Source organism: Nonomuraea aurantiaca (assembly GCF_020215705.1).
Classification (GTDB): Bacteria; Actinomycetota; Actinomycetes; order Streptosporangiales; family Streptosporangiaceae; genus Nonomuraea; species Nonomuraea aurantiaca.
Map to the genome: position 1 here is coordinate 19,378 of NZ_JAIWNB010000021.1, position 22,850 is coordinate 42,227.

Sequence of the window (22,850 nt, forward strand, 5' to 3'; positions counted from 1 at the left end):
GCGAGGATGGGAGGTCCAACACGCTTGTTTCGGATAAGGCCTAACAGATCGTTCCAAAAAGCCATATTTACCCGCCCAAGCCCCCGCCAGTATGGGCCAATGCCCTGGCCATAAAAAATGGTACAGATTGCTTATCGTGACCGGCCGAGTCGATGTTACGAATCACCGGTCTTGGTTGCTGTTCGCCCTACTTCGCGAGAACATCGGCGCGACCGTACCTCAGCCTCGCCTCAGCTTCCGCTAGAAGGGCTGCCCGGATGACGTCCAGATCACCGCACGTACGCTCCTCCGCCTCACTCGTCGGCCGCGCCGAACCTCCCATCGGGGTCGGCATGCCCGTCTACAACGGCGAGCCGTACCTGGAGGGCGCCCTGCGCTCGGTCCTCTCCCAGAAAGGGGTCGACTTCGAGCTGGTGATCGCCGACAACTGCTCGACGGACGGCACCGAGGAGCTCTGCCGGGAGCTGGCCAGGACCGATCCACGCGTCCGCTACCTGCGGCGCGAGCGCAACGTCGGCATCACGGCCAACCACAACAAGGTCGTCCACGAGACCCGCGGCGAGTTCTTCTCCTACGCCACCTCCGACGACGAGTACCACGAGGACCGCCTGGCCCTGCTCTCGGCGGCGCTGCGCCGCCACCCGTCGGCGGCGGCCGCCGTCTCGGGCGTCGAGGAGATCGACGAGACGGGACGGACCATCGGCACCTGGCGCGACACCTCCCCCACCGACCAGCCCGACCCGGTGGCGCGGCTACGCCACCGGCTGGACAACTACGACGAAACCATGCACTTCTACGGGCTCATGCGCAGGGAGACGCTGCTGCGCGCCCGGCCGCTGGAGGCCATCCTGCCCGCCGACCGGGTGATGATCTCGGGTCTGGCGCTGCTGGGGCCGCTGGTCGTGGTGGACGAGCTGCTGCTGCGCCACCGCAACCACGCGGGCAGCAACAGCCAGGTCAACCACGCGCGGGCCTTCCGCGCCCGCGAGATGCCCGGAGACCAGCGCTTCTTCCTCCCCAACGTGGAGGAGGGCCGCGCGCTGCTGCGGGTCATCAGGAACGCTCCATTAACCCGCCGCCAGCGGCTGCGCGCCTATGCGGCGCTGCGGCCCTGGCTGCGGCGCAACGCCGTGCCCATGGCCCGCAACGTCGCCCACTCGGCCATCGACGTGGCCCGCGGCCCGCGGGGACCGCTCAGCTCGTCACCACCTCGCGAATCTTCCTGATCCGCTCCCGCGAGAGCCCGGTCACCACGTACACGATCAGCCCGGCTCCCCCGGCTGCGCAGAGCCGGACGAAGTCGAAGGCGCCCTCGGTCAGCCTGGCCACCAGCCAGGCGGCCAGGCCGGCCAGCAGGCCGCCGAGGAGCAGCCGGAGGATGCCGGGCAGGACCGGTCCGAGCACGACGCCCGAGCGGCGCAACTGCAGCGCCGTCACGGGCAGGGCGATCAGCAGCGCGACGGCCGCGTGCGCGATCGCCACGCCCCGGATGCCGTCCAGCCGCGCGCCGGTGTACAGGGCGGGCAGCAGTGCCAGGGCCCAGCTCAGGTTCATCCACACCACGAGCCTGGTCGCGCCGAGCGAGGTCAGGATGTCGAAGGCCAGCGCGGTGAGCATCCGCACCACCATCAGCGCCATGAGGAAGGACAGCGCCTGGGCGGCGGGCAGCCACCGCTCGCCGTACAGGAAGGGCACCACCAGGGGCGCCAGCACGCCGAAGAGGACCGCCACGGGCAGCACCAGCGTGATCAGCATCGGCACGATCTGCTGGACGCGCGCGGAGAACGCCTCCGGCCGCTCCTCGGCGACCCGCGAGAAGCCGGGCAGCGTGACGTGGCGCAGGGCCTCGCCGACCAGTCCCGGCACCCAGCTCGACACGTTCAGCGCGATCATGTAGAAGCCGAGCGTGGTCGCGCCCAGCAGCCGGCCGATGATGATGGCGTCGGCGTTGAGCACCAGCGCCTCGATGGCCAGGCTGACCGCCAGGGGCACCCCGAAGCCCAGCAGCTTGCGCGCGATGGCCCGCTCGAAGCCCAGCCGCAGCGGCATCTTGGCCCAGACGAACACCAGGACGCCGCTCACCAGGGAGTTGGCCACCGCGCCGATGACGAAGCTGTAGACGCCCGCGCCCATGAGCGCCAGCGTGATCGCCACCGGCACCTGGACGGCGATGCCCGCCATGTTCGCCTTGGCGATCTTGTCCTGCTGGAAGCCCCGGAGCATGACCGCGCTGCGTACGTTGACGAACCCGTCGATCACGATGATCACGGTGAGCAGCCGCACCACCGGCGTGGCCGAGACATTGCCCGCCAGGCCGGTGAAGTAGGGCGCCGCCACCCAGAACAGCGCGTAGATGGTCACGCTGAGGGTGAGGACCACGGTGGTCGCGGTGACCACCATGTCCTCCAGCCTGCCCCGCCACTGCACGACGGCCGCGACGATGCCGGCGTCGTTGATGTAGAAGAGGAACTGGTTGGCGGCCAGCGCGACCGCGTACAACCCGAAGTCCTCCGGGGCGAGCAGGCGGGCCAGCACGAGGCTCAGGGTGAAGGTGGCCAGCTTCGACCCGCCGCGCGCCAGCAGCCCCCACCGCAGTCCCCTGCCCGCCGATCCGGCCCGGTGATCGCTGACGGGCTCGCTCGTGCTCACTACCGGCTCACTCACCGTCCGGCACCCGTTCGAGCCAGATCTCGCGCCAGAAGGGGAAGAACTCGCGGGGGCAGTTCAGCGAGTGGACGCCCTCGCACACCACGTCCTGCAGCACGATGCAGGGCGTCTTCATCTCCAGCATCCGTCCCGTGGGCTCGTCGATGCAGCGGTCCACCCGGGCGCGTACCCGTGCGGTCCGGCCGCAGTGGCGGGCCAGCTCGGCATCGAAGTTCATGCCGCGGTTGGACAGGTCCTCGTTGACGGTGGCCAGGATCTCCTGCTTGGACCGCACGCGGACCAGCTCGCCCGGCTGGAGGTCGAGCGTCTGGACCGGCGTACGGCCCCTGACCTCGCCCTTCATCGTGCCCCACGGCCGGCCGCCCTTGATGCGCAGCGCGCGGGGCAGCTTCCTCCTGGTCAGGTGCTGGAAGCGGTTGTACAGCCCGATCCCGGTGGCCTGAAGGGTCCTGAGCACGCCGACGTTCCGCGTCCGTACGTCCGCCACGAACTGCCCCAGATCGGCCATCGGCAGCGGTACGGGCGCCGCTCTCAGCAGCTCGGTCGCCTGGCAGGAGTAGCGTTCGGTGCCGTCCTCGCCCGGCGGCTTGCGGCTGTTGATCTCCAGCAGCGGCAGCAGCCGGGAGTCCGGCACGGCGTCCGGGGGCAGCTCGTCCGCCGCGACGCGCTTGATCCACGCCTGTTTCCAGTACATGGAGCAGGCCGTCTGGCAGCCGCCGTGCGCCGAGCCGTCGCACCGCGCGCCGAGCAGGTGCACGGCGCTGTCCATGCGCCGCAGGCCCGTCTTGGTCAGCGTGTCGCACAGCTTGTGCGCCACCTTGTGCACGGTGAGGCGCTGACCGCAGAACTTCAGCATCTCCGGCATGAACGGCAGGCCGTCCAGCTCGCCGCGCTCGTCCAGCGTGGCCAGGATCTCGGCCTCGCTGCGGATCTCCACCAGGTCGCCGACCCGCAAGCTCATGGTTTCCATTCCCTCACCAACTCCGATTCCCTCACCAACTCGGCGTCTTCGAGGCTCCCCGCCGCCTCGGCCACCGCCTGGAACGACAGGCCGGCCCGTTCGGCGATGTCCAGCAGCGAGTGCGTGCCGTCCGAGAGGTTCAGCACCCAGAGCATGGCCATCTGGGCCTGCTTGGTGTCGCTTCTGCCGCCGAGCGCCCCGTACAGGCCGCGCCGGCCCAGTTGCGGCTCGCCGTAGGGGCTGAGGTTCTCCAGGCGCCGGTCTCCCTCCAGCACCCGTGTCACCTCCCAGCAGGTCTCCAGGGTGTCCGCCAGTGCCTCGGGCAGCACGAACGCCGGGTCGTCCCCCGAGGTGTGGTACTCCGGATAGCCCGCGTACGTCGACCTGGTCAGGCAGCCGACCGGCAGGTCGAAGCCGGGCGAGCAGTACTGCCGCTCGTCGTAGCCGTACGGGGAGAAGTCGAGCGTGCGGTGCGGGCGCCCGGAGGCGCGCAGCACGTGCCCCACCGCCCGGTCGATCTCCGTGTCGCCGCGCCTGCTCCGCTTGTACGTGAGCGCGCCGCCGTCCCCCGCGCACGCCAGGACCAGGCCGTGCCTGACCCGCTCGACCGCGTCCCGGTTGCGGGCCAGCCAGGTGATCGACCCGATCGTGCCGGGCGCGAACAGGAAGCGGTACGTGTAGCGCGGCGACGCCGCCGCCAGCCGCCGGGCCAGCTGGACGGCCACCGCGATGCCCGCCAGGTTGTCGTTGGCCAGCGACGGGTGGCAGGTGTGGCAGGAGATCAGCACCTCCTCGTCCGTCCGTCCGGGCACCACGTGCTCGGCGTACGTGAGGTGGCCGTCTTCCAGCGTGGAGTCCACCACGACCTCGTACTCGCCCTCCCGGAGGCTCTCCAGCGTCTCATGCCGCAGGCAGAACCCCCAGTCCTCGGCGTAATAGCCGGTCCGGTAGGGGATGAGCCCCGGCTGGTCCGGCAGTGTGTGCAGATGGCCGCGGAGCTCCGCCAGCGGCATCCGGGCCGACACCGGCACGCTGTAGCCGACCACGTGCAGGTTGGACTCGGCGAAGTCGACGACCTTGGCGCCCGTGGGGTCCTTGACGTAGGCGTCGCGGATGTTCCACTCTTTGGGCACGTTCCAGTCGAGCACCTGCGTGCCGGTGGGCACCTCGTGCACGTTCAGCGCGATGTGCTCGCCGACGATCTCCAGGGTGCGGCGGACGCCGTCTCCCGTGATGCTCCGGCACAGCGGGTAGAGACGCTCCACCAGCTGGTGCATCTCCTTGCCGAGGCCGGTCACGAGGGCATCAGCCGATCGTCGACCGTGCCCGCGGCCTGCCGGTCCGACAGGCGGGCCAGGCGGGTGAAGCGGCGCTCGAAGCCCTCCCTGGTCAGCCCGTGCCGCCGGTAGGCGTCGATGAGTTCGAGCGCGCCCTCCTTCACCGAGCGGCGCGCCTCGTATCCGGGCAGCGCGGCGCGGATCCGTGAGAAGTCGACCCGGTAGGAGCGCGGGTCGGCGCCCGTCTCCCCCGTGATGGCCAGCGTGGCGCCGGGCACCGCCTCCACCACGGTCGCCGCGATCCCGGCCACGGTGACGTTGTTCTGCTCGGTGCCGACGTTGAACGCCTCGGCGTGTACGGCCTCGCGCGGCGCGGTCAGGGCGGCGGCGAACGCGTCCGCGATGTCCAGCGCGTGCACCAGGGGCCGCCACGGCGTGCCATCGGACAGCACGCGCACCTCGCCGGACAGGTGCGCGTGTCCCACCAGGTTGTTGAGCACGATGTCCGCGCGCAGCCGGGGCGAGAAGCCGAAGGCCGTGGCGTTGCGCAGGAAGACCGGCGTGAAGTCGGCGTCGGCCAGCTTCAGCACCTCGTCCTCCACGCGCACCTTGGACTCGGCGTAGGGGGTCACGGGACGCAGGGGCGCCTCCTCTGTGACCAGGTCGTCCCCGCCGGCGGCTCCGTAGACCGAGCAGGTGGAGGCGTACAGGAAGCGCCGCACCCCCGCCTCGCGGGCCAGCCGGGCCAGCCGTACGGAGGCGTGGTAGTTGATGTCGTAGGTCAGCTCGGGCGCCAGCGAGCCGAGGGGGTCGTTGGAGAGGGCGGCCAGGTGGACGACCGCGTCAAAGCCGGCCAGCGCCTCAGCCGGGACCTCGCGCAGGTCCAGGGCGAGCCCTTGCGGGTCGTCGGGCCGCGGCCCCAGGACGCAGTCGGCGAACAGCCCCGAGTCGAGGCCGGTCACCTCGTGTCCCGCTCCGGCGAGTACGGGGGACATGACGGTGCCCAGGTAGCCCTGGTGTCCGGTCAGCAGTACACGCATATCCGGCTAGTCTCCTGCGAGGTCGAGGGTCAGTTTGCGGGTGTGGAAGGCTTCGGCGTACCTGGCGCCGCACTCGATGCCGCGGATGCGGGCGAGCCCGAGGAAGGCTTCGTCGTCGAACCAGGAACGCCGGAGTTGCGAGAGGTAGTGCCGCCGCAGCACGGCGACCTTCTCCGCCGCCACCTCCGGCCGCAGCGGCTGGTAGGCGGCGGGACGGCCGAGGTCGCCGTCCCACTTGACGATCTCGTAGCCGAGCGTCAGGTGGTCGCGGAAGGCCGTCGGCACGAGCTCGGCCAGGCCCCGGTGGTCCTGGTGGGCGTCTCTCGGATGCGGGCCGAGGATCAGGTCGGGATCGGTCCTGACCCGCAGCAGCTCCAGCGCCTCCTTGGCCTGCTCCCAGTACGCGGGCAACCGGCCGTCGGGCAGCTTGAGCACGGTCAGCCGCAGGTCGGCGCCGGGGCAGAAGGCGGTGAGCGCCGCGTGCTCCTCGTCCTCGCGCTCGGTCCCCCCTCCGGACAGGACCAGCGCGTCGACCTGGAGGCCGGGCCGGGCCGCGCAGAGGGTGAGCAGCGTGCCGCCCGCCCCGATGGCGATGTCGTCGCAGTGCGCGCCCAGCGCGACGATCCGGCCCAACCGGGAGGCCGTCAGCCGGATCATGCCTCCCACAGCGCCCAGGGCCTGTCGCCGCGCGAGTACGCCTCGTCCAGCTCGATCCGCTGGTTGACGGTGTCGGTCGGCCGCCAGTAACCGCGGTGCCGGTAGGTCATGAGCCGCCCCCGCTTGGTCAGCTCCACACAGCCATCCCCCACCAGATCCCCGTTTTCCGGTATGTGATCGAAAATTTCCTGACGGAGCACGAAATATCCACCGTTGACCCAGATCGGCATCTGGGTGACCGGCGCGATGTCCCTCGCCAGCCCGTCGTCGTCGATGTCGATGCAGTGGAAGGTGCCGGGCGGCGGCACGACCATCATGGACGCCCCCACGTCGGCGGCCGTGAACCGGTCGACGATCTCCGGCAGCGGCGCGTCGGTGAGCACGTCGGCGTAGTTGGCCAGGAACACCTCTTCGCCGTCCAGATGGTCGCGGACCCGGCGTAACCGCTCGCCGATCGGCGACTGGACGCCGGTCTGCACGAAGGAGATCGACCAGTCCGAGATGTCCTGCGACAGCAGCTCCACCTCGCCACCGCGCAGCCGGAAGTCGTTGGAGGCGGTCTCCTTGTAGGTCAGGAAGAACTCCGTGATGTGCTGGGCGCCGTAACCGAGGCAGAGGATGAACTCGGTGTGCCCGAAGTGCGCGTAGTAGCGCATCACATGCCAGATGAGCGGCCGGGGGCCGACGAGCTGCATGGGCTTGGGTACCTCGCCCGGAGCTCCGGTGCGCATGCGCGTGCCGTACCCACCGCAGAAGAGCACGACCTTCATGGCAGGATCTCCAGACTCGGGATGGGAAAGACCAGCCGACCGCCCCACTCGCGGACGTAGGAGAGCTGTTCGGTGAGTTCGGCTCGCAGGTTCCACGGGAGCACCAGGACATAGTCCGGCCGGTCCTCGGCCAGGCGCTCGGGCGGCAGGATGGGGATCCGGGTGCCCGGCGTGAACCTGCCGTGCTTGTACGGATTGCGGTCCACCGTGTACGCCAGCAGGTCCTCGCGGATCCCACAGTGGTTGAGCAGCGTGTTGCCCTTCCCCGGCGCGCCGTAGCCGGCCACGGTCTTGCCCGCCTCGGCCGCGTCGATGAGGAAGCGGAGCAGGTCACGGCGGACCTTGGCGACTCGGGCGGCGAACTCCGCGTACCCGGCCAGCTCGTCGAGCCCGGCCCCCTTCTCCCTGGCCAGCACGTCGGCCACCCGCTCGGTGGGCTCGCCGCCCGCCTCCTCGGGCCGGGCCCAGAGCCGGATCGAGCCGCCGTGCGTCGGCAGCAGCTCCACGTCGACCAGCGCCAGGCCGCCGGTGGCCAGCGCCCGCCGCGCGGAGGCGACCGTGTAGTACTGGAAGTGCTCGTGGTAGATCGTGTCGTATTGGTTCAGCTCCACGAGCGTGAGCAGGTGCTGTACCTCGATGGAGACCCACCCGTCGTCGGCGACGAGCGCGCGCAGCCCTCGGGTGAAGCCGACGACGTCGGGGATGTGCGCGTACACGTTGTTGGCCACGACCAGGTCGGCCGGCCCGTGCTCGGCGCGGACCGCCGCCCCGGTCTCCGGGTCGAGGAAGGCCGTAAGGGTGGCGATGCCCTTGTCCCTGGCCGCCTGACCCACGTTGGCCGAGGGCTCGATGCCCAGGCAGCGCACCCCTCTTTCCGCCACGTGCTGCAGCAGGTACCCGTCGTTGCTGGCCACCTCGACCACGAAGCCCGGCGCGAACCGGTCCACGGCCGCCGCCACGAACTCCCGGGCGTGCTCCACCCAGGAGGTGGAGAAGGAGGAGAAGTACGCGTACTCCGTGAACGTCTCCTCCGGCTGGATCAGCGGCGGTATCTGGGCGAGCCAGCAGCTCGTGCAGACCCGCAGGTGCAGGGGGTAGGTGAGCTCGGGCTGGTCGAGCCGCTCCCGGGTGAGGAACAGCTCGCAGGGCGGCGTGGCGCCGAGGTCGACCACGCTCGCCAGTTCGCCCGAGCCGCAGAGCCGGCAGACGGTCACCGGCCTCGGCCTCTTCCGCGCTGTAACCAACGAGCCATGGTCCCCTCCCGATGTGTGAGATTCAGTACGAACTACCGTTGGCTCGCTCCACGTGAGCCACGGCCTCCTTCTCGTACTCCGCCGACAGCCCCTCCGGGATGCGTGCCAGGTCCCCGGCGCGCATGAAGTCGCGCAGAGTGGTGCCCAGGCACGCCGCGTCCACGTTGGGCGCGCCCTTACGTGATCTGACGTCGTCGATGTGGACGGTGCGGAAGTCGATGCTGAAGCGCGTCACGCCCGAGGTGTTACGTACGGTCGAGTGCAGCTGGGCGCCCGAGAAGAGGAGCACCCCGCCCGGCTCCATGACGAACCTGAGCTCGCCGGACAGGTCGAGATCCTCTTCCGGCTTGGGCTGCTCGCGCGTGTCGCTGTAGATGTGCTGGGCGGCCGACGGGCGCTCCGTCCTGACCCACGAGGCGTAGTCGTAGCGGCCGCTGCCGTTGCGCACGGCCTGGGTGAAGTACTCCGGGTGCAGGGCGAAGACGTTCTCGGGCACCACGTCGTAGACGGGGATCCACCAGTTCACCTGGTTGAACGGCGCTGAGTACCAGCAGTCGCGGTGGGCGTGGTAGGCGTAGGAGATGCCCGAGTCGAGATAGCCGTCGGAGGTCGAGGTCCGCAGCCGCGGCACGTCGAAGTAGGTCTCGTCCGGCGCGAACCCCAGCTCGTCCAGCAGGACCGCGATGAGCTCCTTGCACCTCGGATGATGGATGAAGCGCGGCTTGACGTCGGCCAGCAGCGCGGCGAACCGCTCGACCGGCATGCTGTGCTGGGCGGTGGTGGGATCCGCGCCGCCGAAGGTCTCGGCGACCAGTTCGCGGGCGAAGGACACGAGCTCGCGGGACGCGGGCGAGGCCGTGTAGACGAAGACGTCGCCCTGGAAGATCCGCTCGCGTCGCGCCTCGTCGTTCATCGTGCTGCCGGTGAATACCGTGGTCATCTGGGCTTGCCCCTTACACGTGCATGGTGCGAGTCGAACCGATCTCCCCTCGTAGGTCTTGCGAGGCCGTGCGTGGGGCGGGATGGGTTGCCGGCTCCCGGAAACGTACTGATCGGGATGGTGATCCTGACCCCGCTCAGGACCACATGCCTCAATCAACTGGCATTTCGCAACTGCCATATCCCGCGTTACACACTCTGGTGGGAACGTTCCTGCTATGTCAGGATCCGGCTCATGGATCCCCTCGGTTTCGACGGCGCCTGGCTGTTCAGCCCGCGTATCCACAAGGACGGGCGCGGGCAGTTCCTGGAGTGGTTCAGGAGCGACGAGCTCGACCGAGCGCTGGACCTCGCCCAGGCCAACTGCTCGGTCTCGGCCAGGGGCGTGCTGCGCGGCCTCCACTACGCGGACGTGCCGCCCGGTCAGGCCAAGTACGTCACCTGCGTCTCCGGCAGCGTCCTCGACGTCGCGGTGGACCTCAGAACCGGCTCGCCCACCTTCGGCCAGTGGGCGGCGGTCCAGCTGGACGACGTCTCGCGACAGGCGGTCTACCTGGCCGAAGGTCTCGGCCACGCGTTCTTCACGCTCAGCGAGTCGGCCACCGTGATCTACCTGTGCTCCACCTCGTACGCCCCGCAGCGTGAGCACGGCATCCATCCGCTGGACCCGGCCCTCGGCATCGTCTGGCCGGAGGGCATCGAGCCGATCCTCTCGGACAAGGACGCCGCGGCACCCACGCTGGCGGAAGCGGCCGGACAAGGTCTACTCCCCTCCTACGCCGACTGCCTGGCCCACTACGCGAGCGCCCCAGGGCCCCAGCAGAGCCGGCCAGGCCGCGTGTAGGGCGATGGACCACTCACGCATCGGCGGCAGCCCGGCGGCCTGCCAGTTCCCGTGCGCCAGCACGCTGTTGGCGGGGCGTGGGGCGGGCCGGCGCAGGGCCGTGCTCGGGATGGGCTCGACCCGGCCTGGATCGGCGCCGAGCAGGGAGAAGAGCTCTCTCGCGTAGTCATACCAGCTCGTCCGCCCGGCGCTCGTCCCGTGGTAGACGCCGGGCGGGGCGTCCGCCCGGCCGAGCTGGACGATCCGCTCGGCCAGGTCGCCGGTCCAGGTGGGCTGGCCGAACTGGTCGTCGACCACGGAGACGGTCGGCCGGGAGGCTTCGAGGCCGACCATCGTGCGGGCGAAGCTGCGGCCGTGGGCGCCGTAGAGCCAGGCCGTACGCACCACGTGGTGGCCGTGCTCCAGGGCCGCGCGCTCGCCCGCGAGCTTGGTCCTGCCGTAGGCGTTGATGGGCCCCGTCGGGGCGCTCTCCCGGTAAGGGCCGACCGCGGCGCCGTCGAAGACATAGTCGGTGGAGAGCTGGATCAGCCGGGCGCCCAGGTCGGCGGCGACCCGGGCGAGGACGGACACGGCGGTCCCGTTGATCGCCAGGGCCTCCTCCTCGCGTGTCTCGGCGTCGTCGACGGCCGTCCACGCGGCGCAGTTGACCACCACGTCGGGCCTGGCCGCGCGCAGCGCCCAGGCGACGGCGCCGGCGTCGCACAGGTCCAGCTCGGACCGGGTGAACGGGCGGACCCGCATCCCCGGCGTGGTCCGCAGCAGCTCCGTCAGGTCGGTGCCGAGCATGCCGCCCGCACCGGTGACCACCCACCTCATGCGCGCCCCCTCAGCACCAGGTCGGTGACCGTTGCGCGATGGTCGGTCCGCGGGAGGGCGAGCGTCTCGAACGAGCGCACGGCCACCCCCTCGGAGGCCAGCACGTGGTCGATGGCGACCTTGGGGACGAGGGCGGAGCGCCCGTAGTACGGCCAGGTCATGACGAGTCCCTTCCCGGTGACGGACGCGGCGTCCTGGTAGCCGGTGGCGATCAGCTCCCTCAGCACCGCGTGGTCGAGCGTGGAGTTGAAGTCGCCGGCCAGGACCCGCGGCCGCTTCGCCACCGCCGTCGGCAGGACCCGGATGCTCTGCGCCCAGCACCCCGCCAGCCAGCCGCCGGCCGGCGCGCAGGCGTGCACGCCGACGACGTCCACCTCAGAGCCGTCGGGCAGCGTGAGCAGGCCGCCGACGTGCTGCCACTGGCCGGCCGCGAAGCCGAGCCCCGGACGCAGCGGGAAGCGCGAGTAGACGGCCGTGCCCAGCTGTTCCAGGTGATACGGCAGCAGGGCGCGCAGGCCGCCCCGGTCGAGCCGCGCCGCGAGGTCCGGGGTGAGCTCCTGCAGGGTGAGCACGTCGGGACGGCTCCGCTCGACCGCGCCGATCAGGGCCTCGGCGGGCACCGAGCCCACGCGCACGTTCGCGGTCATCACGCGGAGCGGCTGTCCCTCCGCCTCGGGGACGCCCTTCGGCACCGCGCGCGGCAGCACCACCGAGGCCAGCAGCCCGCCCACCACCAGCGCGGTGTACGTGGCGGGCCGGTTGCGCAGCGCCAGCGCGAGTGCCAGCGGCACCAGCGAGCCCGCCGCGGCGTAGGGGGTGAACGACACGAGCTGGGACCATCTGAGCTTGGGCTCCCAGCCGGCCACGCGAAGGACCGCCCAGCCGGCGAACGGCGACAGCAGTGCCCAGAGCGCGGAGGTGAGCAAGGTGTTCCGCTTCAAGCTTTCCACCACGCCGCGTTGCTCGCGTACCAGCTGACCGTGTCCTTGAGCCCCTGCTCGAACGGGATCTCCGGCCGGTAGCCGAGCGCGCGCAGCTTGCTGTCGTCGAGCGAGTAGCGGCGGTCGTGGCCCTTGCGGTCCTCGACGGGCTCGACCATGCTCCAGTCCCGGCCGCACGCCTCCAGCAGCCGCGCGGTCAGCTCCCTGTTGGTCAGCTCGGCGGTGCCCGCGATGTGGTAGACCTCGCCCGGCGCGCCCTTCTCGGCCACCAGGCGGATGCCCGCGCAGTGGTCGGCGACGTGGATCCAGTCGCGGACGTTCCCGCCGTCGCCGTAGAGCGGGACGCGCCGGCCACGCAGCAGGTTCGTGACGAACAGCGGGATGACCTTCTCCGGGTACTGCCTGGGGCCGTAGTTGTTGCCGCACCGGGTGATCGACACGTCGAGGCCGTACGTGATCGCGTACGCGCGGGCGACCAGGTCGCCGCCCGCCTTCGACGCGGCGTACGGGGAGCGCGGCAGGAGCGGCGCGGACTCCTCCCATGAGCCGTGGTCGATGGAGCCGTAGACCTCGTCGGTCGACACGTGCACCACCTTCGGGACCCCGGCCTCCAGGCACGCCTGCAGGAGCGTCTGGGTGCCGAGCACGTTGGTGCGCACGAACTCGGCCGGGCCGTCGATCGACCGGTCGACGTGCGACTCGGCGGCGAAGTTGACCACCAGGTCGTGGCCGGGCACCACCTCGCCGAGCAGCTCGGCGTCGCAGATGTCACCGTGGACGAAGGTATGCGGCCGCCCTTCGAGGTTGGCCCGGTTGCCCGCGTACGTGAGCTTGTCGAGCACGGTCACGTCCGCCTCGCCCAGCCCGTGGACGAAGTGCGAGCCGATGAAGCCGGCCCCACCTGTCACCAGAATCCGTGTCATGAACTGATCTGCACCTTGCTGTGATCGCCCAGCACGAGGCGGTGGGCTTTGGGGGTGTCCGGAGCAGGGGTCACCTCGACGTCGTGGCCGATGAGCGACGACTCGATCCGGCCGACTCCCTGGATGGAGGCTCGGGGCAGCACGATCGAGTATTCGATCTCGCTGCGGCCGATCGCGCAGTCGGCGCCGATCGAGGTGAACGGGCCGACATAGCTGTCCTGGACACGCGCGCCGGGGCCGATGATCGCTGGGCCCACGACGCGCGAGCGTTCGACCACGGCGCCCGGCTCCACCACGACCCGACCGATCAGCTCGCTGGCCTGGTCCACCAGGCCGCTGACGCGCCGGTCGAGCGACTCCAGCACGAGCCTGTTCACCTCCAGCATGTCGGTGACGTTGCCGGTGTCCTTCCAGTAGCCGGAGATCACCGAGGACTCGACCCGCAGCCCCGCCTCGATCAGCCACTGGATCGCGTCGGTGATCTCCAGCTCGCCCCGCCCCGACGGCTTGAGCTCGGCCACGGCGGCGTGAATGGCCGGGCTGAACAGGTAGACGCCGACCAGCGCGAGGTCGCTCTTGGGCCGGTCGGGTTTCTCCTCCAAGCCGACCACCCGGCCGGCGGCGTCGAGCTCCGCGACCCCGAACTGGCGCGGATCGCCGACCCTGGTGAGCATGATCTGGGCGGTGGGCCGCTCCCTGGCGAACCGGTCCACCAGCCCGTTGATGCCGCCCACGATGAAGTTGTCGCCCAGGTACATGACGAAGTCGTCGTCACCGAGGAAGTCGCGGGCGATCAGCACACCGTGGGCCAGGCCCAGCGGCGCCTCCTGGCGCAGGTAGGTCACCTCCAGGCCGAACGCGGAGCCGTCGCCGACGGCCGCCTCGATCTCGGCGTGCGTGTCGCCGACGACCAGTCCGAGCTCCCTGATCCCCGCCTCGGCGATCGCCTCCAGGCCGTAGAACAGCACCGGCTTGTTGGCGACGGGCACGAGCTGCTTGGCCGAGGTGTGGGTGATGGGCCGTAGCCGGGTGCCCGACCCTCCGGCGAGCACGAGTGCTTTCACCGCTAGTAAGCCCCTTCTCCACGGGTGACGACGGACCAGGTCTTCCAGAGGATCTGGAGGTCGAGGATAAGGGACCAGTTCTCCACGTATCGCAGGTCGAGGCGTACGGACTCCTCCCAGCTCAGGTTCGAGCGGCCGCTGACCTGCCAGAGTCCCGTCATGCCCGGCTTGACGACCAGGCGGCGGCGGACGTCGCTGCCGTACTTGGCGACCTCCTCCGGGAGCGGCGGCCGGGGGCCGACGAGCGACATGTCGCCGCGCACCACATTCACCAGTTGGGGGAGCTCGTCGAGCGAGTATTTGCGGAGGAAAGCGCCTACCGGCGTGATCCTTGGATCGTTCCTAATTTTGAAGAGCACCCCGTCCAATTCATTGGCATCGAGGAGCGCGCCTCTGAGCTCCTCGGCGTCCTCCACCATGGTCCGAAATTTCAGGACACGGAATTCTTTGCCGCGTTTGCCGACCCGGGTCTGGGTGAACAGCGCGGGGCCCGGGCTGGTGAGGCGGATCAGCAGCACGATCGCCAGCAGCGGCACGGCCATGAGCAGCAACGCGGCTCCCGCCACGAGCCGGTCGAAGACGGTCTTGACGATCTGCCTGGCGCCGTCGAACTCGGGATGCTCCACGTGCAGGAGCGGCATCCCCGCGACCGGCCTGATGCTGATCCGGGGGCCGGCGACCTCCATGAGCGCGGGTGCGACGAACAGGTCGGTGCGCGCGGTCTCCAAGCTCCACGCCAGCCGCCGCAGCGCCGACCCGTCGAACTCCGGGCAGGCCGTGACGGCGACCGCGTCGGCTCCCATCCGGTACACCACCTCGGCGACGTCGCCGAACGAGCCCAGCACCGGGATGCCGTCGAGGTCGACGTCCATCCGGTCCGGCGGCAGGCAGGCGCCGACGACCCGCATGCCGTGGTACGGCTGACGGCGGAACTGCATGACCAGGTCGAGGATGGATTCGCGATGGCCGACGGCGATGACCTCGCGCATGTAGTCGCCGACCACTCTCCGGCTGTGCAGCCGTTTTCGCATCCTGTAGCGGAAGTACAACGTGGACAGAAGCGCCAGCGGCAGCATCGCCATCACGAAGCTGCGCGCGACGACGGTCTGCGTGGCGTAGGCGCCGATCGCGACCGCGGCCATCAACCCGACGCCGCCGTTGAAGACGGCCCTGAACTCCTCAGTGCCCTCGCCGTGCGCGCGCTGCCGGTACGCGCCACCCATCGCCAGCGCGAAGGGCCAGGCGATGATCAGGCCGACTCCGAGCACGAACTCGGCCAACGGAACGTACGCGCCGGACAAGAGGCGGATGCCCAGCACGCAGACGCACGCGACCAGCGCGCACGCCGCGTCGCCACCCCACAGAAGCCGTAAGTACGCACGCGTCCAGATACTTGACGCGTGACGTGGTACGGCCTCGAGGAGCACGACATCGGACTCCCCAGTCCCCACCCTCATAGCACCACCCTGAAAACTCTGTGCACCGCAAGAACATGACGTTCCTTGAACCTCATGGGTTGACAAGTCCCCCATGCACAATCAAGGGCGGCGGCCCCCACTAAAGAGTAAAGATCCACTCCTGCATGGGAAATACCGTTAAATGTCCACAACAGGACGGATCTCGGGGCGGAGAAGGGGTTGACGGAACGATCCAAAAGTGCTGATCGACATGTCGGCAAATGTGCGGTTTATGGCAACATTTCAGCAGGTTGCCGGAATATGACGCGGCTAGTCATATTCCAGATCCGGCAGTGCGGACGGTGGGTCGGGACTCCGCCAGACGACCACGACTCCGTCATGTGCCGACTCGGCGGCGATGTGCAGCCGGTCGAGGTCGAAGTCGGGCAGATAGCGCAGACGCGCCAGAAACGTGGCGTCGGTGGCCGACCTGGGTACCACGCAGCCTTCGCCGTCGCGGTCGAGCAGGATGTAGAGGACGTCCTCTCCTGACTCGGTCACCACACGGACCTCGACCACGTCCTCCCAGGCAAGGGCTTCGACGCTCCCGTCCGCATAGTGACGGGTCACGCCCTCTTCCGTGACGTACACGTAGGAGTCCGGCATCGGGTTGCCGTGCATGGCCGCGATTCTTGCGACTTCTGGGGTCCCGCCGCAAGAGTTCGCGATATTGGGTGCGGATCTCGCTCGCGGGATCGGCGCGGCAGCGGGCCAGAAGGGGCTCAGGAGGGCTCGGGATGTGGCGGGAGGGAGGCCTTACGAGGGAGTCTTTGTGAGGGGCCGCTTTACACGAGGTTTCGGTTCGGGGGGTGTCGGTTCAGGGGGTCTCGGCTCGGGGGGATGGGTCGCCGCCCCACGCGTGGCTGAGGTGGGCGGCCACCGCGGCCTGCGCCGCCTCGGCGGGACCTTCGGCGATCGCGTCGAGCAGCTCCCGATGTTCGTGTACGAGCACGTCCCTGTCCTCGTAGACCTCGCGCAGGCGCACCAGGCCGAGCCGGGTCTCCGCGGCGAGCGCGCCGTAGAGCCGTTCGAGCCGCGGGCTGCCCACGGCCTCGATCAGCGCCTGGTGCAGCGCCATGTGCTCGGCCACCGACTCCGACCACGGCGCGTCGGCGGGCAGGGCGCCCATCCGGACCAGCGCCGCCTCCGCCTCCGGCACCCGCCGCCCCGCCACGGCCGTGGCCATCAGACCCTCCAGCGGCCGGCGTACGTACATGAGATCGTCGAGGTCCGCGATCGTCACCTCGGGGACATAGGCACTGCGATTGCGCTCACGCCTGAGCAGCCCTTCGTGCACCAGCACGGCCAGGGCCTCCCGTACCGTGGGCCTGGCCACCCCGTAGGTGGCGGCGAGCTCCTGCTCGGGCAGCGCGGTACCCGGCCCGATCTCGCCGGAGAGCACCCTGCGGCGCAGCGCGTCGGCGAGCGCGCCGACCGCGGAGACGGGTCTGAGCGGCAACGTCACGGCTGCGACTCTAACGCCTCATAGGGACACACCGTTTCCCCCCACGACCGTAGCCACGCGACCCGGGGCCCCAATCCTTCAGACGCCGCCCCCCGACCCGCGATCCTTCAGACGCTGACCTCTTCGCCACCGACCACTTCGCCACCCACCTATCGGCGAGCGGCCTCTCGAGCAACGACCCATCGGCGAGTGGCCCTGCTGCCAGCTGTCTATGAGCGAGTAGCCCCTCTGGCACCGGCCCCATCGGCGAGCGACCATCAACCAGCGGCCTATCCATTGGCCAGCGTCCCATCGGCGGGTGGCCGCCTTTCAGCGAGTGGCCCCCCTGCCAGCTGCCTCTCCCGCCAGCGGCCTGTCCGCGGACGCTCGCTCTACGAGCACCCTTTCGGGCAGCCGCTTTTCCGGTACGGCCACGACCACGAGGCTGATCGCCAGCAGGACGAGACCGGCAATAGACACCAGGGTCAGGCGTTCACCGAGCACCAGCAGCCCGAGCAGCGCGGCGACCGCCGGCTCGGCCAGGGCGAGTGTGGCGGCCGTGGCCACCGGCGTGGTGCGCAGTCCTCTGCCGTACAGGAAGTAGGACAGCGCGGTCGCCCCGACGCCGAGGTAAACAGCGGCGAGCAGCCCGCGCGGCTCGGCCAGCCACTCGGTGCCCCGCCAGAGCAGGACCGGCACCATGATGACGGCGGCGCCGCCGAACAGCACCCCCATGACCGCGTTCGACGACGCGCCCGTGCTGATCGCCCGAGCGGCGGTGACGGCGTAGAACGCGTAGAGCAGCCCACCGAGCAGCGCGAACAGCACCCCGGACACCATCTGCCCACCCGCCTGAGCACCACCGCCCACGATCAGGGCGGCGCACCCGCAGACCGCGGCGGCGGTGGCCATGGCCCAACGCCGACTCGGCCGCTCACTGTGCAGCAACCAGGAGAGCAGGCCGGTGAAGACGGGCCCGCTGCCGATCGCGACGACTGTGCCGATGGCCACGCCGGTACGGGCGACTGCGGCGAAGAAGCACAACTGGTACACGGCCACAGCAACGGCAGCGACCAGCAACGCGGGAGTCACCGGCAACCTGAGGGTGACCGGCAATCTAAGGCTGACCGGCAATCTGGCGCCCGACAACCGAGTGACGGGCGGCCTCGGCGCGCCCGGCAACGGGGTTCCCGGCAGTCTGGACGTGACCGACGCTCTGGACGTGCCCCACACTCTGGACGTGACCAGCGGGCCCCGGTTGGCTCCCCCTCCTGCGCTAGCCCCATCCCCAGCCCCGGCTCCCGGCCCAACCCCAGCCTCGGCTCCCTCTCCGGCTCGCGCTCCAGCTCCAGCGAGCAGGCCGACCAAGGCGAGCGCCGTGCCGCCGATGACCAGCCGGGCAGCGGCCAGGGCGATCGAGTCGGCCGAGACCAGCAGCCCCGCCGTACCGGCGGTCCCCCAGAGCACGGAGGCACCGATGACGGCGAAGGGTCCGTTCTTCATGCCACCATTGTCAGACAGTTAGACAATATTGTCCAACTGCTGGTCGATGAGCCGCCCGGCCGGGGCGGCCAGCTCGCCCGCGTAGTCGTCGAGCACAGCGAGCCCGTCGTGGATGCTGGACGTGGTCTTGCGCGGCAGCCCCAGCAATACGTCCCCCTCGACGGAGACCATCCCGTCGACGTGGAACTCGCCGTTGGCGGCGGCGATGGAGACGGCGAAGCTGAGCTCACGGCCGTCGGGGAGGGTGAACGCGGTCCCGGTCCGTACACCCGCGGGCGGAAAGAAATAGGAGAAGGGCTGGCTCCGGACGAACGGGTGGTGTAATTCGGCGAGAATCTCCGCCGCTCGGCTCAGTGCCGCCAGCAGGCCGGCCGCGGCCGAGCTCTCGCTGTCCACCCCCCGAGCCTAGATCAGCTCGCCCGTCCATGACCAGGTGCGAGGCATTCAGCACTCTCCGTCCCACAGCCCCAGCCGTCCCGCGGGGGTCGGCATGGCGGGGTCAAGTCGGGGACCAAGAGTCGAGGGTCGATGGCAGGCAGTCGGCGGCAGGTCGCTCCCGCAACAGGTCAGTCCGCGTGATGGGTAGGCGTCGGTGGCGGGTGGATCCCGTGACAGGTAGGTAGCGGTGACGGGTCAGTCTCGTGAGCAGTCGACGTCCATGACGCGTGGGTGCCGGAGGCTGGCCAGTCCCTCCGCAGGTCAGTGCCCCTGACTCGGCGGTGGCGCGTGAGTCCCGTCAGAGGTCGACGTCCATGATGCGTTGGCGAGTCGATCCGTGACGGACAGTCCCGCGTCAGGTCGGCGTCCGTAATGGGTTGGTGTCCGTAACGGGACGGGAGTCCGCAACGAGTCGGGCGTCCGTAACGGTCGGGAGTCCGCAACGAGTCGGCGTCCGTGACAGGTCAGTCGGTGGCGAGGCGGGCGTGGCGTTCGACGTCGTAGCGGCGTCCGTCATAGCGGAGCTTCTGGCGTTCGATGCCCTCCGGACGGAAGCCCGCCTTGGTGGCCACCCGGCACGAGGCCGGGTTGTTGATGCGGTGTCCCAGCTCCAGCCGGTAGAGGCCGCGCTCGCGGAAGGCCCAGCGGGTCAGCTCGATCACGGCCGCCGCCGCGACCCCCCGACCCCTGGCCTCGGGCACCGTCCAGTAGGAGACCCAGCCGTTGTCGTGGCCGTCGATGCCCGTTACCGCGACATTGCCCACGACCTGCCCTGAGAGCGTGACGGCGAACGCGTGGCCCGCACCGGGCCAGGACGCGATCCAGCCCACCGCGTCCTTGAGTGAGACGATCGGCCACGATGCCTGGCTGGCCATGTCGGGCGCCTGGAACGCGCGCAGCACGACGGGAGCGTCGTCCGCGCACCACTCGCGGAGCTCGATGTCCATATCTGTCACGGTGCACGATGCTAACGCGACTTCCAACACCTTTTACGCCCTATTGCCCGATTTTGTGGGCAGCCTCGAAGGGGGCGACCAACTCCTTGGGCGCCGTCAAGCACCACGCCTCGGCGACCAGCTCGAACAGCTCGTCAGCGTCGATCCGCCGCAGATGCACCACGACCCATCCGAACCGGCCGGCGGTGAACTGGATCTCGAACACATCGGGCCGCTCGGCGACGAGCGCCATCTGCTCCTCGATCGTCGCCTTGAGCCCCACGGTCTCGGTCGCTTCCCACAGATAACCGAAGCCCTTGTCACGCACCTTGAGGCTGACCCACGTGCCACCGTGATCGCCCAGGCGCGCCTCGGGCAACCGGTCCAGCAGCTTGAGGAACTCGTCGACGCTCACACCCATGCCGTCTTGTGTAGCAAACCGTGCCGACAGTTTCCGCCCGGCTGCGCACCTTGAAGCCTGTGAGCGAACAGAAAGCTGCGCGCCTTGAGGCCTCAGTTGTAGTAGCGGGCTTCGATCACGTTCCCGTCGAGGTCGGAGAAGTAGATCACGCCCGGCGCGATGCCCCTGGCGCCGAAGGAGTTGGAGCCGGTGCCGGAGATCTCCACGCCGTTCCGGGTCAGCCTGGCTTCGAGCGCGTCGAAGTCGTCGCGGGCGAGCGCCAGGCAGAAGTGGTTCAGCGGATGACCGGCGCTGCCGCTGACGCCGGTGCCCTCGTCGACGCGGTTCGCCGCCCTTTGGGACATCAGGTCGATGATCGTGTCACCGGAGACCCGCACGCTGGGGAACGGCGCCTTTCCGTCCCTGAACTCCTCGGCACGTACCCCTGGCAGGCCGATCACCTGCTCGTAGAAGTCGAGCGCGCGAAGCTGGTCCGAGACCCAGCAGACGAGATGGTCCAGACGCACGTCCATACAGACCTCCGGTGTGGGGGATGTTGGCCTCGTCCAATATGAGTTGCCCGCTATATCGCTGTCCACTTGTCGGTTTGTGAGAGAGCCGTTCGTCGTAGGGGTGAAGACGACAAACAGAAGGAGCGTTCTGGTGAAGTATCTGCTGCTGATCTGCGCGGATCCGTCCATCGAGGCGAGCACGGACGTGGGCGGGGCCGAGGAGTGGGTCGAGGAGATGGACCGGCGCCGGGTCCGGCTGGAAGGACATGCGCTGCGGCCCGCTTCGGAAGGGCGGTCCGTACGCGTACGCGATGGACGGGTACTCGTCGGCGACGGGCCGTTCGTTGAGACGAAGGAGCAGGTCGGCGGCTTCGACATCCTCGAGTGCGCGAGCCTGGAGGAGGCGGTGGAAGTGGCGGCCAAGCATCCGGCGGCCAGGTTCGGGACCGTGGAGGTGCGGGCGTTCCAGGCCGACTACGCCGTGACGGGGGCCACCGTGGAGGTCGTGGTCCGGGTCGGCAACTCGCCGGAGGAGGTGTGGGACCTGATCACGGACGTCTCGCGCATCGGCGAGTGGAGCCCGGAGTGCACGGGCGCGACCTGGCTCGACGAGGGGGACGGCCCCGCGGTCGGGAGGAAATTCGAGGGGCGCAACCGGTTCCCCGACGGCCGGACCAGCTCCGTGATCTGCGAGGTCACCGAGGTGGAGCCGGGCAGGCGGTTCGCCTGGGCGGTGCTCGACACCGGGGGGTGGCGGGCCTCGTTGTGGAGCTACGACCTGACCCCCGACTCCGGACAGACCATCATCAAGCACACGTTCGTCCACACGTACGGGAACACTGGGCTGCGTCAGGCCATACTCAAGATTCCCGGTGACGCGAGCGCCATCCTCGAGGAGCGGCTGGCCAGGCTACGGGTGAACATGACCGAGACCATCAGGGCGATGACCAAGACAGAAGCCGATTAAGCCCCCAGAAACCCTTCAGTCTGTCCCTATACGCTCGACGGCATGGGACGACCGCCTCGCCATGACGTTGACCGATTGCTCGACGCGGCCGCCGAACTGGTGGCCGCGAGCGGCCCGAGCACCGTGACCGTGGCGGCGGTCGCCCGTGCCGCCCGCGCGCCGAGCGGCTCGATCTACCATCGCTTCCCCAGCCGCTCCTCCATGCTCGCCACCTTGTGGCTGCGCACGGTCGACCGCTTCCAGGACGGCTTCCTGTCCGCGCTCAACACCGAGCCCGCCGCGCGAGCCGCCCCGGCTGCCGCGCGCCACGTGGTCTCCTGGAGCAGGGCACATCCGCACGAAGCACACATACTGCTGTACGGCCCGGCGGACTTCGACGAACCCAACTGGCCGTCGGAGGCCCGCGAACGCCTGGAACGCAGCGACCGCCGGGTCCGCAACGCCGTCCGCGCCCTGGCCGAGCGGCTGGACAGGCGCGAGCCGCAGGAGGTCGAGCAGCTGTTCCTGGCCACGGTCGACCTGCCGTACGCCACGGTCCGCCGCCACCAGAGCTCGGGCCGCCCGATTCCCGCCTACGCGGAGGACCTCGTCACCAGCTGCGCCGCCACGCTGGTGGGGTAGCCGCCTCGGCGCGCCGGACGAGGCCGGCGATCAGCGAGGTGATCTCGGGCCACGCCGCCCGAGGTAGGTGGTGGCCCATGCCGTCGAAGATCACGAGCTCCGCCCCGGGGATGGCCGCCGCCGTCGCCCGCCCACCGCTGACGTCGCACATCGCCGAGGACAGGTCACCCGCCAGCGCCGCCCGCAGGTCGGGCTCCGGCGCGTCGGGGAAGTGCGAGGACAGGCCGACGTCGCGGTTGTCGAAGCGGATCACCTGCACGCCGTGAGCGACCAGCTCGGCGCAGAACTCCTCGTGCCAGCCGAGCATCTGCATGGCAAGCCCCTGCACCAGCAGGACGGGAGGCGCTTGGGGGTCGCCGAAGCGCTCGTACGCCACCTCGATCCGGGAGGGACCGACGTTCAGAGCCTTCTGTTCGCTCAC

Annotated in this window: 25 protein-coding genes; 4 read left to right on the forward strand and 21 right to left on the reverse strand. The window is 69.9% G+C overall.

All coding sequences use genetic code 11. The features are described from left to right. Positions 1-257: 257 nt before the first annotated feature. Positions 258-1,226 carry a glycosyltransferase family 2 protein gene (locus LDL49_RS37900; RefSeq protein WP_225298766.1) on the forward strand — a complete coding sequence of 323 codons (969 nt, stop codon included), beginning with the start codon at positions 258-260 and terminating at the stop codon, positions 1,224-1,226. On the opposite strand, the gene LDL49_RS37905 is transcribed toward LDL49_RS37900, so the two are convergent. From LDL49_RS37905 to LDL49_RS37940, 8 genes are all read right to left on the reverse strand, one after another. Then, positions 1,195-2,664 (reverse strand): oligosaccharide flippase family protein, encoded by a 1,470-nt coding sequence (locus LDL49_RS37905; RefSeq protein ID WP_225298768.1) that lies wholly within the window; start codon positions 2,662-2,664, stop codon positions 1,195-1,197. The genes LDL49_RS37900 and LDL49_RS37905 overlap by 32 nt on opposite strands. Further along, the gene (locus tag LDL49_RS37910) at positions 2,657-3,628 is read right to left on the reverse strand and encodes a hypothetical protein (protein ID WP_225298770.1); all 972 of its coding nucleotides are present in this window, start codon (positions 3,626-3,628) and stop codon (positions 2,657-2,659) included. The genes LDL49_RS37905 and LDL49_RS37910 overlap by 8 nt, the downstream gene beginning before the upstream one ends. After that, on the reverse strand, positions 3,625-4,926 hold the full coding sequence (locus LDL49_RS37915) for a DUF4910 domain-containing protein (RefSeq protein ID WP_225298771.1): 1,302 nt from the start codon (positions 4,924-4,926) through the stop codon (positions 3,625-3,627). The genes LDL49_RS37910 and LDL49_RS37915 overlap by 4 nt, the downstream gene beginning before the upstream one ends. Further along, positions 4,923-5,945: an NAD-dependent epimerase/dehydratase family protein gene (locus LDL49_RS37920; RefSeq protein WP_225298774.1), complete on the reverse strand. Its 1,023-nt coding sequence runs from the start codon at positions 5,943-5,945 to the stop codon at positions 4,923-4,925. The genes LDL49_RS37915 and LDL49_RS37920 overlap by 4 nt, the downstream gene beginning before the upstream one ends. A gap of 6 nt (positions 5,946-5,951) precedes the next feature. Continuing rightward, entirely contained in the window at positions 5,952-6,602 is a 651-nt protein-coding gene (locus LDL49_RS37925; protein WP_225298776.1) for a PIG-L deacetylase family protein, read from the reverse strand. After that, entirely contained in the window at positions 6,599-7,372 is a 774-nt protein-coding gene (locus LDL49_RS37930) for a sugar phosphate nucleotidyltransferase (protein WP_225298778.1), read from the reverse strand. Before LDL49_RS37930 ends, LDL49_RS37925 begins: the two co-directional genes overlap by 4 nt. Beyond that, on the reverse strand, positions 7,369-8,586 hold the full coding sequence (locus tag LDL49_RS37935) for a class I SAM-dependent methyltransferase (protein WP_225298779.1): 1,218 nt from the start codon (positions 8,584-8,586) through the stop codon (positions 7,369-7,371). Before LDL49_RS37935 ends, LDL49_RS37930 begins: the two co-directional genes overlap by 4 nt. A 61-nt stretch (positions 8,587-8,647) precedes the next feature. Next, positions 8,648-9,565: a phytanoyl-CoA dioxygenase family protein gene (locus tag LDL49_RS37940; protein WP_225298781.1), complete on the reverse strand. Its 918-nt coding sequence runs from the start codon at positions 9,563-9,565 to the stop codon at positions 8,648-8,650. Between the two features lie 234 nt (positions 9,566-9,799). Here LDL49_RS37940 and LDL49_RS37945 point away from each other — a divergent pair, with 234 nt between their 5' ends. Continuing rightward, the gene (locus LDL49_RS37945; protein WP_225298783.1) at positions 9,800-10,408 is read left to right on the forward strand and encodes a dTDP-4-dehydrorhamnose 3,5-epimerase family protein; all 609 of its coding nucleotides are present in this window, start codon (positions 9,800-9,802) and stop codon (positions 10,406-10,408) included. Here the strand turns inward: LDL49_RS37945 and rfbD are convergent. From rfbD to LDL49_RS38005, 12 genes are all read right to left on the reverse strand, one after another. Next, a complete protein-coding gene (gene rfbD / locus LDL49_RS37950; RefSeq protein WP_225298785.1) occupies positions 10,328-11,224 on the reverse strand; it encodes a dTDP-4-dehydrorhamnose reductase in 897 nt (298 codons plus the stop codon). The two genes, LDL49_RS37945 and rfbD, sit on opposite strands and share 81 nt — an antisense overlap. Then, the gene (locus LDL49_RS37955) at positions 11,221-12,165 is read right to left on the reverse strand and encodes an endonuclease/exonuclease/phosphatase family protein (protein WP_225298787.1); all 945 of its coding nucleotides are present in this window, start codon (positions 12,163-12,165) and stop codon (positions 11,221-11,223) included. Before LDL49_RS37955 ends, rfbD begins: the two co-directional genes overlap by 4 nt. After that, complete coding sequence (gene rfbB, locus LDL49_RS37960; RefSeq protein WP_225298789.1) at positions 12,162-13,088, reverse strand: dTDP-glucose 4,6-dehydratase; 927 nt, start codon at positions 13,086-13,088, stop codon at positions 12,162-12,164. The genes LDL49_RS37955 and rfbB overlap by 4 nt, the downstream gene beginning before the upstream one ends. After that, on the reverse strand, positions 13,085-14,152 hold the full coding sequence (locus LDL49_RS37965; RefSeq protein ID WP_225298791.1) for a glucose-1-phosphate thymidylyltransferase: 1,068 nt from the start codon (positions 14,150-14,152) through the stop codon (positions 13,085-13,087). The genes rfbB and LDL49_RS37965 overlap by 4 nt, the downstream gene beginning before the upstream one ends. A 2-nt stretch (positions 14,153-14,154) precedes the next feature. Then, positions 14,155-15,609: a sugar transferase gene (locus LDL49_RS37970; protein WP_225298793.1), complete on the reverse strand. Its 1,455-nt coding sequence runs from the start codon at positions 15,607-15,609 to the stop codon at positions 14,155-14,157. Positions 15,610-15,879: 270 nt separating this feature from the next. Beyond that, positions 15,880-16,230: a hypothetical protein gene (locus LDL49_RS37975; protein ID WP_225298795.1), complete on the reverse strand. Its 351-nt coding sequence runs from the start codon at positions 16,228-16,230 to the stop codon at positions 15,880-15,882. 196 nt (positions 16,231-16,426) lie between these two features. Next, positions 16,427-17,074, reverse strand: a complete 648-nt coding sequence (locus LDL49_RS37980; RefSeq protein WP_225298797.1) for a GntR family transcriptional regulator — start codon at positions 17,072-17,074, stop codon at positions 16,427-16,429. Positions 17,075-17,383: 309 nt separating this feature from the next. Next, positions 17,384-18,556 carry a DMT family transporter gene (locus tag LDL49_RS37985; protein WP_225298799.1) on the reverse strand — a complete coding sequence of 391 codons (1,173 nt, stop codon included), beginning with the start codon at positions 18,554-18,556 and terminating at the stop codon, positions 17,384-17,386. A gap of 18 nt (positions 18,557-18,574) precedes the next feature. After that, positions 18,575-18,952 carry a hypothetical protein gene (locus LDL49_RS37990; RefSeq protein WP_225298801.1) on the reverse strand — a complete coding sequence of 126 codons (378 nt, stop codon included), beginning with the start codon at positions 18,950-18,952 and terminating at the stop codon, positions 18,575-18,577. Between the two features lie 506 nt (positions 18,953-19,458). Beyond that, positions 19,459-19,941, reverse strand: a complete 483-nt coding sequence (locus LDL49_RS37995) for a GNAT family N-acetyltransferase (RefSeq protein WP_225298803.1) — start codon at positions 19,939-19,941, stop codon at positions 19,459-19,461. A gap of 49 nt (positions 19,942-19,990) precedes the next feature. Then, positions 19,991-20,350: an MmcQ/YjbR family DNA-binding protein gene (locus tag LDL49_RS38000; RefSeq protein ID WP_225298805.1), complete on the reverse strand. Its 360-nt coding sequence runs from the start codon at positions 20,348-20,350 to the stop codon at positions 19,991-19,993. 92 nt (positions 20,351-20,442) lie between these two features. After that, entirely contained in the window at positions 20,443-20,862 is a 420-nt protein-coding gene (locus LDL49_RS38005; RefSeq protein WP_225298807.1) for a VOC family protein, read from the reverse strand. Positions 20,863-20,992: 130 nt separating this feature from the next. On the opposite strand from LDL49_RS38005, the gene LDL49_RS38010 reads away from it, so the two are divergent. Together LDL49_RS38010 and LDL49_RS38015 are read left to right on the forward strand one after the other, a co-directional pair. Then, a complete protein-coding gene (locus LDL49_RS38010) occupies positions 20,993-21,808 on the forward strand; it encodes an SRPBCC family protein (RefSeq protein WP_225298808.1) in 816 nt (271 codons plus the stop codon). Between the two features lie 42 nt (positions 21,809-21,850). After that, on the forward strand, positions 21,851-22,429 hold the full coding sequence (locus LDL49_RS38015) for a TetR/AcrR family transcriptional regulator (RefSeq protein WP_225298810.1): 579 nt from the start codon (positions 21,851-21,853) through the stop codon (positions 22,427-22,429). On the opposite strand, the gene LDL49_RS38020 is transcribed toward LDL49_RS38015, so the two are convergent. Beyond that, entirely contained in the window at positions 22,398-22,850 is a 453-nt protein-coding gene (locus LDL49_RS38020; RefSeq protein WP_225298811.1) for an alpha/beta fold hydrolase, read from the reverse strand. The two genes, LDL49_RS38015 and LDL49_RS38020, sit on opposite strands and share 32 nt — an antisense overlap.

Coding starts and splice junctions, on each gene's coding strand:
- LDL49_RS37925 (WP_225298776.1), bottom strand. CDS start 6,602: ATGATCCGGCTGACGGCCTCCCGGTTGGGCCGGATCGTCGCGCTGGGC.
- LDL49_RS37975 (WP_225298795.1), bottom strand. CDS start 16,230: ATGCACGGCAACCCGATGCCGGACTCCTACGTGTACGTCACGGAAGAG.
- LDL49_RS37900 (WP_225298766.1), top strand. CDS start 258: ATGACGTCCAGATCACCGCACGTACGCTCCTCCGCCTCACTCGTCGGC.
- LDL49_RS37970 (WP_225298793.1), bottom strand. CDS start 15,609: ATGAGGGTGGGGACTGGGGAGTCCGATGTCGTGCTCCTCGAGGCCGTA.
- LDL49_RS37940 (WP_225298781.1), bottom strand. CDS start 9,565: ATGACCACGGTATTCACCGGCAGCACGATGAACGACGAGGCGCGACGC.
- LDL49_RS37945 (WP_225298783.1), top strand. CDS start 9,800: ATGGATCCCCTCGGTTTCGACGGCGCCTGGCTGTTCAGCCCGCGTATC.
- LDL49_RS38015 (WP_225298810.1), top strand. CDS start 21,851: ATGGGACGACCGCCTCGCCATGACGTTGACCGATTGCTCGACGCGGCC.
- LDL49_RS37995 (WP_225298803.1), bottom strand. CDS start 19,941: ATGGACATCGAGCTCCGCGAGTGGTGCGCGGACGACGCTCCCGTCGTG.
- LDL49_RS38005 (WP_225298807.1), bottom strand. CDS start 20,862: ATGGACGTGCGTCTGGACCATCTCGTCTGCTGGGTCTCGGACCAGCTT.
- rfbB (WP_225298789.1), bottom strand. CDS start 13,088: ATGACACGGATTCTGGTGACAGGTGGGGCCGGCTTCATCGGCTCGCAC.
- LDL49_RS38000 (WP_225298805.1), bottom strand. CDS start 20,350: ATGGGTGTGAGCGTCGACGAGTTCCTCAAGCTGCTGGACCGGTTGCCC.
- LDL49_RS37920 (WP_225298774.1), bottom strand. CDS start 5,945: ATGCGTGTACTGCTGACCGGACACCAGGGCTACCTGGGCACCGTCATG.
- LDL49_RS37910 (WP_225298770.1), bottom strand. CDS start 3,628: ATGAGCTTGCGGGTCGGCGACCTGGTGGAGATCCGCAGCGAGGCCGAG.
- LDL49_RS37985 (WP_225298799.1), bottom strand. CDS start 18,556: ATGAAGAACGGACCCTTCGCCGTCATCGGTGCCTCCGTGCTCTGGGGG.
- rfbD (WP_225298785.1), bottom strand. CDS start 11,224: ATGAGGTGGGTGGTCACCGGTGCGGGCGGCATGCTCGGCACCGACCTG.
- LDL49_RS37930 (WP_225298778.1), bottom strand. CDS start 7,372: ATGAAGGTCGTGCTCTTCTGCGGTGGGTACGGCACGCGCATGCGCACC.